Raw genomic sequence first — 11,364 nt, forward strand, 5'->3', positions numbered from 1 at the left:
ATCTTACGGTGTCTCGCTCACATCCGTTTGGCACAGGCAAAGGGGGCGGTAATACAAGCTACTACCCCGGTTATTCAAGTATCGTGCAAAAGCGATCGCGTCGCAGTCTGAACTGAACTCGAAACCTATTCTGCTGCCAAGTTGGTGATTACTACAGGTAGTTGGACGCAATTGCTTCTGGCAAATCTAGGACTAAACTTACCCCTAAGCGTTATGCCTTGTCAGTTAGCCTTTTTCAGGGCAGATAAACCAGAAGACTACGAACCCGGAACGCTACCTGTATTCATGGCGCACATGAATGACAACTATGGAGAAATCCCGTATGGTATTCCTTCTGTTGATGGCTCTGGAGTGAAAATCTCAACCTTTTATGGTTGGCAAACTGTTAATCACTCCAAACAAGTAGACTATGCGCCGAAGGATGAGTGGTAGTTCACACCACAGCTAATTGAACGGTACGAAGTAGCTGTTCTCGTGAGAAGGGTTTGGTCAAGTAGGCGGCTGCCCCTTGCTTCATTCCCCAAAGGCGGTCAATTTCCTGATCTTTAGAAGAACAAATGATAACAGGAATATTAGCCGTAGCTGTATTGTTTTTGAGTTTACGACACAACTCAAATCCGCTCATTCCGGGCATCACAACATCTGTAACAATGAGATCAGGCTGTTGTTCTATTACCTTATTAAAAGCGCTCTTGGGATCAGATAGACGAATGACGATATGACCGCTCTCACGTAGGTAACTCTCCATCAACGCCATCTGAGAAGGGTTGTCTTCGACAAGCAATATTTTACTCATGTGTAGTTATCCTCAAAATCCTTGCACAATATAGACTGGGGCAAACTCTTAGGAAGTTACGCCATTGAGAGTTGATTGCATCACCCTGCGGATGAGCATTGTTTGGATTAACTTGAAAGCTTAAGTCTGTTAGTCCATCATGAAGTGACTACCTTATGTCAGTGATAGTTCAAGCATTTCTAAAGGATTGCTAGACTCTGTTGCCTTAGTCACTACACTTCGATACATGACTAAGTTGCATTGAACACCCAAAATGTGTTCCCAAACTGCTGCTAAGTCAGTACTGACAGCGTACACCTTATCGGTGGCTTACAGTGTTTAGCCAATCATCTATATTGCTTTTTTTAACAGGCTAGTCAGGAGTGAATTCAGGCAGAAGTTAGGTTAAGCTGTGTTGTGGTAGAAGCGACAAACTCTATCTATCTTAGAGACTAGATTTCTGCCCAAATAGAGCAGTCAGTTTTAAGCGTTTTAAAGATGCACTCTAGGTAGGCTGCTGATTTTCACATTTACACCCATTATTAAGCTATCAAAAACACTCTCAAGTGTCCACGTTTACACGATAATTTAATTCTCTTTTAGGCTTGGCTCCCTGCATCTACGGGGCTATACCGCCCGATGCTGTCTTCAGGACAACGCTCCGAGGAGGTTCCATGTGTAGCTGGTGAACCTACCAAGTCTTAGAGATAGAGGATTTTCGCCCCCAATTCAAACTATTATCTATTATGTAAAAATGCCTTCTGGCTCAGAATTATAAATATAGTCATAATCAAAAACCAAAAAATTGAGATGATGAATAATTAAAAAACCTAAATTAGTTACCGTATAGGTCGTAAATGTATCTATTACTAAGCTATTTAATTTTTCACTTTTAATTCTTGGTTTTTTTATAAAGTAGTCACGCTTAGCAAAAAACACACTTTCATGTCTAGGAACAATGATTTTATTGATTTTATGAGCATATTGAATCGGCTTAATATATGTCTTCAAAAAGCTCTCTTGATGCTTCTGTAGTTGATACAGTTGTTCATGCTGAAACCAACTCATTTGAAACATCATTTTGAGGATTTCGCAGCCTAAAATATAATAGAAGAACTTATTACGTTCTTCTGCATTGTGAACTAATCGAATAACCGAATCTAAATAAAAATAAGGCTGTTGGTTTAAATCACGGCTAGAATGAATGTAAAACTGTTTAACATAATTTTTTAGAACATATTCATCCAATTCCTTATTAATATGGAACTTCTTTAAATATCGTTTTACTAGGCGTTCTGGCACTTGGTCTTGAAGAATTTTTACTACTAAGTTATCTGCTGTAAAATCATCTAGAATCTCAGCCTTAGTTTCTGGAGAATTTTCAGATATTAAATGAAATAATAGTGATAAAATATAGTGCCGTTGATTCAAGGGGATGCTTGCCGCCCATGTCCTTACTTCAACAGGTATAGTTTCAAGTATGCTAATAGCTTGACTGGATGTGGGAGTTGATACTAATTCGTAGTTAAATTTACTCATAAGTTGAAGCCATTGCACTCAGGTAGATAAAAACTATATAGATTTAGCTTCAAATAACTTAAAGTTTTGCCTGTTTAGACTCTGAAGTTTCTTGTCTAGTTTAATACAGTTAATTTGTAAGATTGTTTCCAGAGTTTTGGCTCAGAGTAGATAAAAACAAAGCTCTAAGGCTTTTAGCTACTCTGAGCCAACTGAGCAAAAGAATCGAGTTCTACAAAGTTTGCCGCAGTCGATGATCTAAGAAGACTTTGAAAAAGAGTTAAGTTAGTTAATTTCGTCTGAGTTAAGTTGGCTTGACAACAGGTTTGCCTACTTACAGTAGCAAAGTTAATTACAATTGTTCTGAACCGAGGCTAAGGGATAATCTATAGCTAATGCTTGGCAACTGATAGGGTGATAGGAACATTAACCATTATCGTGTAAAGCTTGAGGCTCATTTGGAACTGAAAAAAAAACTACATACTTTACGAAGAGATTTATCTCAAAGCCCAGATGCCACTTTCTCTCGACCGACTCACTAACCCTTGAGACAAGCTAGCTTTGCCACTTCGCCGCACTAAGGGGCGGTCTTCTAGAAGTGTAACGATGGAAACGGGTGCATCTAGGATTAATTATTGAATTGTTAAGAGCGATCGCAAATTTGGGTTAACGACTGCTTGTGCGATCGCTTTTGAATATAGCTGTAGCCATAAAGGTTAGGGCAGATTTAAGTGCCCAAACAACCACGTACTTGTGATAAACCGTCTGCCGTCTGCCTTCTGCTATAACTTAGGCTGACGAACTATCTAACAAGAGTTCATCGATCAGTGATTCCAAATCTTCCAGAGAGGAAATATCATCTGCTGAATCTGGCAAGCGCGGGACTTCTAGGGAGTTATCACTACGCGATTCTTTCACTAACCAATTGACGTGAGCCATGAGAGCCTCTCTAATCAACTCTATCTCTGACATAACTTGCTTAGCCTGAGCCTCCGTCAAGCGAGAGGGTTCCCTCAGTTGCTCGATCAATGAATTGAGGGTGTAAAACACTTGCATTAATAAATCTTCTAGCTTTTGATCAACCCTGAGTCGCCTCTCGTGCTGGAAAACCGTAAAACAGTCTACTAAACAAAAGCCAATTTTATGAATACTACTGATGTGAAGGCTATTAATAGGGAGTAAGTTTGCTGCGCCAACGATACCGCAACGAGTAGCACCCAATAGCTCACTCACTATGCCTGGGTCTTCAATGGTACTTGGCAGATTTAGCAAATGCGGCTCGATCACTTGGAGATATTTTTTAGCATCCTCAATGTAGTAGCCCATGATTTGCTGTAAGGGTTCTGGCTGCATAGCAAAAGTCTCTCTTCGATGCTCCATAGTTCTCAAAAACATCACTCAAGGTGTACTACATTTACTCCCGTCGATTCCCATCAACTAGCTCACTATCTACAAATGTCTTAATGGTGTATTGCACTGATACTGTTCTGTGTTCGCCACCCGGTAGTTGCACCCGCCAGCGATAACCACCCCGTATTGGTACACCCCGTTCCTCTTGTTCATACTTCTCCCACTCAGGTAAGACGCGATCGCTCTGAATATCCACTTTTGCATCTTCTCCAGAAATAGGGAGGCGTTCCCGTTCTTCAATTCGAGCCTCTCTAGATAGACAGTTAGCCCTATCAATTTGAATCTGGTGGTGCAATTCATTGAAGGCAACAAGTGTTTCGCCGGAACGAGCTTCCTGATAGCTCATGTTCCGGGCGACTTTGATGGCTTGCTCAACCCCTAACCCTAACTCCATCTGTCCTTTGGTCGGCACCGTAGCAATGTTGGTAGATACTATATACTCGCCATCAACGTAGACATCCGCAAGACCAGGGAGTAGTGGTGCTTGCAACGGGTTCCCCATCTGGTCGAGTCGGTATATGTAGCTGGTAGAGGACAGTGATTTCATTGTCAGTCAATTAGAGCGATCGCATCCTCAAGACGTTGTACCTCAGCCTTAGGCATCTGACCATAAGGTACTGCCAGACTGTCTAGGTTATTTACTGGTGTTTATATTTCTCACTCCAAGGGAGATATGCAAAAACTTCATCCTGGCTTGAGCAAAGTAGGGAGCTTAAGTGGAATGGCACTTACTTAAGGACGGTGGGGAAGGTGCTATTGAGCAGATTTAGCTGAAAGCTGACTGCTGAAAGCTACACATGCCAACCAAGCTTCCCCTACTCCCTATTCAACCAACTAGAAAATCGACATATTCAATGTAACAAAGCTTGATGTTTGAACTACAATGACCAGTGGTGTGAGTAAGCAGAAATAACTATAAAGAGCTAATGTCAACTCGTTCATCTGGTCTAATCGACTCGCCAAGTTCAATCAGTGACTCCCAAGCCATAAGAAACAACTCGACAGTCGCAACTGACGACCCCCGCCTGATTAGATTAATGAAATCTCTCTATCAGGCGGACCAACAAGTTGAGTACTTGCATTTACAAGCAGAGGTTGAATCCCTATTGCGGCAGTTGCAAATACTCAAAAAGCAACGGCTGGACTCTGTTCAGCCTGATGTTAGTCTTCAGGGGCAGTAGAAGATTTTGTCGTCAGATGTACTACCCCTAACCCTGGAAACCCTCCCAGGTGTCTTTGCTCTTGATATTACTGACTCAACTATCAGGCAGATAATAAAACACTGCCTGCCAGAGTGTGTACCCTGGCAGGTTTTTTGTGTACCTACATACTCGTGATTTACTCAACTGAATGCTGGAGAAGTTAACCTTTTCATGACTATATCGGTAAATAGAGAAACAATCCCAAGCTCAGCCTCTACAGCTAATGCTGATTCCCTGCGCTTGAAAGACATTTTGCGGACTCTGCCGCGTGAGGTTTTTGAGAAAAACCGTCGCAAAGCTTGGACGTTGTTGATTGTGAATGTCTTAATGGTTTGCTTGGGTTACTGGGGTTTGGCATTAGCCCCCTGGTTTCTTTTACCCCCTTTGTGGATTTTCACTGGCACCGCGTTAACTGGTTTTTTTGTGATCGGCCATGATTGTGGTCATCGCTCTTTTGCTAATCGACGTTGGGTTAATGACTTGGTAGGGCATTTGGCATTTTTGCCACTGATTTATCCCTTCCACAGTTGGCGAATTCTGCACAATCACCATCATGCTCATACCAACAAGCTAGATGAAGACAATGCATGGCAACCTGTTAAACCAGAGATTTTCGCAAACCAAGCCCCCTGGATGCAGTGGCTGTATCGCTTCGTTCTCAATGGTTGTTGGTGGGTAGGTTCAATCGTGCATTGGGCAGGATTGCACTTTAATTGGACTAAGTTTGAGGGTAAACAGCGCTCTCAGGTAAAGTTTTCGGTGTTGGTTGTGCTAGGTTGTGCTGCGATCGCATTTCCTTTACTCATTGCTACGACTGGCATTTGGGGATTCGTCAAATTCTGGCTATTACCCTGGATGGTTTACCACTTCTGGATGAGTACCTTTACAATCGTCCACCACACAGCACCTGACATTCCCTTCATTCCGGCTGAAAATTGGAACGCTGCTCAATCTCAGCTATTTGGCACTGTCCATTGCGATTATCCGGGTTGGGTAGAATTCCTGTGCCATGACATCAATGTTCACATCCCTCATCACTTATCTACAGCGATTCCTTCCTATAACTTACGGTTAGCTCATCGCAGTCTCCAAGAAAAGTGGGGTGGTCAACTGCGGGAGTGTCGCTTCTCCTGGTCTCTCATGAAGCAGATTACTCAGCAATGTCACCTCTATTCTGCTGAGGAATGCTATCAGACTTTTAAAGACTATTACGCTAAGCGATAGTGTAAAAGATTCAAAAAAGCACTCTTGTAATTAATCTAAATGCACCCTTCATCCTTTTTGTCAACTGGGGGGTGCTTAATTATTTTAAGAAGGGCGGCATTAATATTTGCGATTGAGGCAAATGCCACGAAGCGAGAGCGAAATTCCTAAAGATGATTGAGATTTCCTCCACTTATGACTAACAAGAGTTCGTCCTACTCAAAGCGCTGACGCTGAACTGACCAGCGCTTGAGGTTGTAGGCGTTTGAACCATTGACAATTAGAGCCGCAGTACCACCATCTCCTAAATCGGCAAGCGCAGTTAGTGAGCTTTGAGCATCTTTAGAAATTTCGTTATAGAGCAAGCTGCCTGTGTCAGAAAAAATTAGGGTGCGGGGCTTGTACAACTGATCGTTATTAATCGGTCGTGTAACATCTAGCTTTTGCGAGGCTCCAGAACGATCTTCGTAAAGTGTTAGCACGGCTTCTGGTTGGTTGTTCCCCGTTAAATCAATGGGTCGCACTGACCAGTGCCCTATTTCACTAAGCATTGATGTTAAGCTTGGCAATGCTTCTGATTTGAGCTGACCGCTCTTGAGCAACTCTCGCCGGAGGACAGGAAGGATAGTTGATATCCACTGGGGCTGTAGTTGGTTGAGGTCCCACAAGCTAATAGAAACTGGCTCTAACCAACGAAGTGAACTTTCAGTATGTGCTAGAAGTTTGGTCTTATTAGCAGTTCCTTGCGTTGCTGAGAGTAGTGGTTCACCCGCTGCCAAGAGTTGTAGAGTACCACCTCGATAAACAGCGGCTTTGACAGTTGCGATTGTCGATTCCTGAGTTCCCTCGGCAGTCCAGCCTGTAATCTGTATTCGAGAGTTAGCCCCTAAGCCCAGATAATGCCATAGCTGCGAGCCATAGGCAATTGTTGGAAGTGGCAAATCAGAAAACGGCTGCTGCTTCCAGCGTTGACCATCATTAAAGGCACCTACCTGTACCTGATACCAAACTTGCTGTGGCTCTAGTTGTAGGGTTGAGGATTGAGACGAGATATTTCTGATTGCGAGTCCCGTGTTTTTGTTTGCTGGTGGCAGCCAATCAGCAGAATTGGGTTTTTGAACAAGTTGGGCTGTGCCGATAATTTTGCTCCCGTCACCACCGGAGGCATTGGTGAAGGTGCCTTCCAGGTGGTCGAGGAGTTCATAAAACTGATAATTGAGTGTGAATGTCTCGGCTGTTGATACAAAAGTATTGGCAAAGGTAATCTGTCTTAACCAGGCGATCGCTTTTGCACGGTTTTGCTGAGCTGCTAGAATCAAGGCTCCCCAAGCTTTTACATTTTCATCATTGGGATTGACCTTAAGAGCGGCTTCAACACGCTCCCACAAACCGCCGGAATCGTTTTTGAGAAAAGTCGCAATCTCCTGTACCGGGCTACCTGGCGCAGACGACTGAAACACTAGTAAAGCATCTGCCCAACGACCATCAATGAGATTGGCAAGAATTTGTTGGCTGGGGGTTGCCCAAGGTTGCTTAGACTGAGCCTCAGTCACCTGTGCGTGCAGTTGAACAAAATCCAATTGCGCTTGGGCACTAGTTGACCACTTTTTGGACTTCTGAGACTTCAACAGTTGTTGAGCTGGTGACCACAAACCATGCCGAGCAAGCATCATGCCATTGCGATAGGTTGGAGTATCCAGTGCTGGTTGTGCCAGGGAAACTTCCTCCAAAAATATGGGGTCAGGCACAAACTTGCGGGGTTTAACTTGGTAAACCTTGAACTGGGGTTCCAATCCTACCATCCGATCAACAACTAGTTCAGCGGATGAACCGCCAGTTATTTCCTGCCAGTAGGGTTGGGACTCATTCGGACTAGTCCACTGCAACATGATACTCAGGTGCATCTGGTCAGGGTTGTAGTGAATGATTTGTCCGTAAGTCATGGGCGTATCGCCACTAGACTGATGACCTGAAAGGTTGAACCAGAATCCCTGTCCTGGAGCTTTGCTGTCAAAGCGAGTCAGTTTTGTTAAAGGGAGTGAACGGGATACTCCCGCGTTATCCGCCTTAGCACTGACTGGGGTAGAAAGAACAAAATACTCTTCTGGCCCAACGATGGGAAGTTCTGCGACAAGCTGGTAATAGGTTTCATTCCCGCTAGGTCCAATCGGCTGATAGACTCTCAGTTCAACAATCTGTTGACAATCAGTCTGACAATCTGCCTTCGATGCCAAGATTGGCAACAGTAGCTCAGAATTGAGAGACTGCGGTTCTCCTGTAATTAATCCGCTTTGGCGAATCTTGTCTTGGATTGCCGCTAGAGTCTGAGGCGACGAACTCGCGGCAACGGGGATGCGAGTCCATGCTGGCAAAAATTGATTGAGCCAAAGAACAGTGTTTGGATCAATCATCAAACGGATGGCAAGCCAAGTGCCACCGACAACCAGACCACCGGAAGCCAATATAATCGCGATCGCACCTAATTTTACCAAGCCGCCATTTAACCGCGACTTTGGCTTGGATGGTTGCTTTTTGAGCGGTACCTTCGTCTTGCCATTTGCCCTTATGGGTTTTCCAGAGGGTTTCTTTCCCCGCTGGCTAGCTTTAACGGGTGGCAGGTGTTTCTGTGAATCTTGAGGAGTTTTCCTTGCCATGGGTTGCAGTACACTCGCTTCTATTTGCTCTGGAAAACCAATCCCAATTTACACTTTTCCCCACATTCTTGATATCGTTCTCCCTGTTTTCCTTGGAACGTGGAGCAACTCCTTTACAAAATTCAAAACTTGGGAAGACTCAGAACCTAGTCCAGAGGAACCAACACGACCAGAAGGTTAACACTGAGGGACTTACCGCAGAACTGGTTGATAATAGCTAGAGTTAGAGAATAAGTGGAAGTATCGAGTGGTCGTAAACCGATATCTCTGTAGATAGAAGCAAGACCTCAGGCTCTATTGAGGCTAACTTATCAATTGCTATGCCATCTAAAACCTTAAAGTATGCTTACTTTCCCGGTTGCGTTGCTCAAGGGGCTTGCCGGGAACTCTACCAGTCTACCGCCGCACTCACTCAGGCATTAGGTATTGAATTAATTGAGCTGAAAAAAGCTGCCTGTTGTGGTTCTGGTACTTTCAAAGAAGATTCCCAACTGCTGGAAGACACTGTTAATGCTCGCAATATTGCCCTAGCAGAGCAACTGAATCTGCCGCTTTTGACCCATTGCAGTACCTGTCAGGGTGTGATTGGTCATGTGGATGAGCGGTTAAAGGAATTACAACACACAGATACCGCCTATGTTGAGCAGGTTAATGGATTGCTCAAAAAAGAAGGCTGTTCACCGTATCAAGGCAGCACCGAGGTCAAGCATTTACTATGGGCGTTGGTTACTGATTATGGAATGGAGGCTTTACAGGAACGGGTAACTCGTAAGCTGAGTGGACTCAAATGTGCGGCGTTCTATGGTTGCTATCTGCTAAGGGCGCAGAAATCTATACCCTTTGACGACCCTTTTAATCCAGAGTCGATGGAGACTGTGTTTAAGACAGTTGGAGCGACACCTGTTTATTACCGAGGGCGAACTCAGTGCTGTGGTTGGCCAATTTCTAGCTATGCCCCAACGCAATCGTTCAAGATGGCAGGGGCGCATATTCAGGAAGCTCTTGATGCGGGTGCTGATTGTCTGGTGACACCTTGTCCCTTGTGCCACCTTAATTTAGATTCCCGTCAGCCAGAGGTAGAGAAGGTGATTGGCAGTTCCTTGGGTTTACCCGTGTTGCACTTACCTCAATTAGTTGCCCTTGCCCTAGGGATTAGCCCTAAGCAGTTGGGTTTAGATCGACACATCGTCTCGACTCAACCTGTGCTGGAAAAACTGGGGCTTTAAGCGATCGCTTCCTTTAAGGGTTCAAAAAGAACTCTACCTTCTTAGAAGTTATCGCTCGTTGTCATTGGTCATTTGTCCTTGATTGGCTGTGACCAATGACCGATAACTGATTAAAGTAGCTCGTCCCATATTCCTAAAGTTAGATTGCAGAAAATTTTAGGGTGTGATACATTATATTCTTCGATTAAGAATAGGGTGTATCTACCAACTATTAATTGGGTTTTACAGGGTACAAGAACAACCCAACAAAAGTTATAGTAATGCTTAGGTAGATTAAGAATTACGGCTTTAAAAAAGAGCGATCGCAACTGGATATATTAAACGCTCTTTCATCGGCTCTAGCTAGGGAGTTTTTTTTCTCCTTCTCCAAGCATTTATCTAAGTACGCTAGAACATCCTCTTGAGGCTTATTCAGGATGTGAGGTGCATAGTCGGCTAAGACTTCCGGAAATTTCCCTTTCACCTCCTCCTGTAACTGGGGTATCGCCCGACCTTGCAGTCTTCCTATGAGGATGGTGCCAGTAGGAATTCCCTTGGTTTTAACAACGATCCAATCCGAGAGTAACTCTATTCGTAAGACAGCAAATGCTGTTTCGTAGCCCTCTCTAGATTTTTTCTCCCAGTCTTCAACATCCTTGTGTCCCAACTGCACAGTGTTTTTGCTCGTTGTCTTCACCTCAATCGAATAGGAGGATGAATTGGAGGGATGCCAGATGTCTATATCTACTCCTTCAGAGCAATGGTTTTTCACCAGATAACCCAACCGACAGAACGTAATAGCCAATAAAATCTGGCAAGTCTTTCCAAACCCATTGTCTTTATTAGACTTCTTATTCAGGTGCTGCCCAATAGCCTTTAGAACGGAAGTTCCCCTTTGACAAAAGGCTACAACCTATGAAGTGGGCAAGCTGGAGATGAATCTTCCTCGCCGCTTACTGGGTACAAATTAAAGAGACATCTAACAAATCCAAAGCTTTTCGTTGGAGGGGAGTCGGTTGAGTAATTTTCTCAAACGTCAAAGCAGCTTCCAGCCCGTTAGAGTGGAACTTATTTTTGACAATTGTCGCTAAATCAGCCATCAAAGTCCGAAAACTATGGACAGGGAACTTCTCGGATGTCTTTTTAGTGGCTGCCTTAGAACGGGCTTGCTTTGACCGCTTAAATGGAGCAACAACTGAACTTTTCTCCTCTAGCTCAACGGTTACTTTTTCATCATCAAAGAGGATTGGGGCTAAAGCTTTCCTCATGTGCCACTCCACATATCCCTCTTCTGTCACTCTCCGAGAATTAGAATGAAGAAATAAATACTGTAAACCTCGTGCATTGTAGGTAGGGCAATGGATGTAGAGTTACAAATCCTGAAACATTTGGCAAGA

At 44.0% G+C, this 11,364-nt stretch carries 11 protein-coding genes; 4 read left to right on the forward strand and 7 right to left on the reverse strand.

Annotation, left to right across the window (positions count from 1 at the left end):
• The first annotated feature begins 213 nt into the window (after positions 1–213).
• The gene (locus H6F98_RS11525) at positions 214–432 is read left to right on the forward strand and encodes a hypothetical protein (protein ID WP_192218828.1); all 219 of its coding nucleotides are present in this window, start codon (positions 214–216) and stop codon (positions 430–432) included.
• Between the two features lies 1 nt (position 433).
• Here the strand turns inward: H6F98_RS11525 and H6F98_RS11530 are convergent, their stop codons facing one another.
• From H6F98_RS11530 to H6F98_RS11545, 4 genes are all read right to left on the reverse strand, one after another.
• Positions 434–796: a PleD family two-component system response regulator gene (locus H6F98_RS11530; RefSeq protein ID WP_192218829.1), complete on the reverse strand. Its 363-nt coding sequence runs from the start codon at positions 794–796 to the stop codon at positions 434–436.
• A 723-nt stretch (positions 797–1,519) separates the two neighbouring features.
• Positions 1,520–2,314, reverse strand: a complete 795-nt coding sequence (locus H6F98_RS11535; protein WP_192218830.1) for a cobyrinic acid a,c-diamide synthase — start codon at positions 2,312–2,314, stop codon at positions 1,520–1,522.
• A gap of 768 nt (positions 2,315–3,082) precedes the next feature.
• Complete coding sequence (locus H6F98_RS11540) at positions 3,083–3,646, reverse strand: hypothetical protein (RefSeq protein WP_192218831.1); 564 nt, start codon at positions 3,644–3,646, stop codon at positions 3,083–3,085.
• Positions 3,647–3,707: 61 nt separating this feature from the next.
• Complete coding sequence (locus H6F98_RS11545) at positions 3,708–4,250, reverse strand: hypothetical protein (protein WP_192218832.1); 543 nt, start codon at positions 4,248–4,250, stop codon at positions 3,708–3,710.
• Between the two features lie 379 nt (positions 4,251–4,629).
• On the opposite strand from H6F98_RS11545, the gene H6F98_RS11550 reads away from it, so the two are divergent.
• Both H6F98_RS11550 and H6F98_RS11555 read left to right on the forward strand, forming a co-directional pair.
• Positions 4,630–4,884, forward strand: a complete 255-nt coding sequence (locus H6F98_RS11550; protein WP_192218833.1) for a hypothetical protein — start codon at positions 4,630–4,632, stop codon at positions 4,882–4,884.
• A 192-nt stretch (positions 4,885–5,076) separates the two neighbouring features.
• Entirely contained in the window at positions 5,077–6,129 is a 1,053-nt protein-coding gene (locus tag H6F98_RS11555) for a fatty acid desaturase (protein ID WP_192218834.1), read from the forward strand.
• A 194-nt stretch (positions 6,130–6,323) separates the two neighbouring features.
• Here H6F98_RS11555 and H6F98_RS11560 read toward each other — a convergent pair whose 3' ends face one another.
• Positions 6,324–8,762 carry a hypothetical protein gene (locus tag H6F98_RS11560; protein WP_192218835.1) on the reverse strand — a complete coding sequence of 813 codons (2,439 nt, stop codon included), beginning with the start codon at positions 8,760–8,762 and terminating at the stop codon, positions 6,324–6,326.
• A 320-nt stretch (positions 8,763–9,082) separates the two neighbouring features.
• On the opposite strand from H6F98_RS11560, the gene H6F98_RS11565 reads away from it, so the two are divergent.
• Positions 9,083–9,988 carry a CoB--CoM heterodisulfide reductase iron-sulfur subunit B family protein gene (locus H6F98_RS11565; RefSeq protein ID WP_192218836.1) on the forward strand — a complete coding sequence of 302 codons (906 nt, stop codon included), beginning with the start codon at positions 9,083–9,085 and terminating at the stop codon, positions 9,986–9,988.
• A gap of 280 nt (positions 9,989–10,268) precedes the next feature.
• Here H6F98_RS11565 and H6F98_RS11570 read toward each other — a convergent pair whose 3' ends face one another.
• Together H6F98_RS11570 and H6F98_RS11575 are read right to left on the reverse strand one after the other, a co-directional pair.
• Positions 10,269–10,772, reverse strand: coding sequence for a hypothetical protein (locus H6F98_RS11570; RefSeq protein ID WP_192218837.1), 504 nt, complete (start codon positions 10,770–10,772; stop codon positions 10,269–10,271).
• Between the two features lie 148 nt (positions 10,773–10,920).
• A complete protein-coding gene (locus H6F98_RS11575; RefSeq protein ID WP_192218838.1) occupies positions 10,921–11,235 on the reverse strand; it encodes a hypothetical protein in 315 nt (104 codons plus the stop codon).
• Positions 11,236–11,364: the final 129 nt, after the last annotated feature.

It is taken from the genome of Microcoleus sp. FACHB-SPT15 (assembly GCF_014849525.1).
Lineage (GTDB): Bacteria > Cyanobacteriota > Cyanobacteriia > Cyanobacteriales > Coleofasciculaceae > Symplocastrum > Symplocastrum torsivum.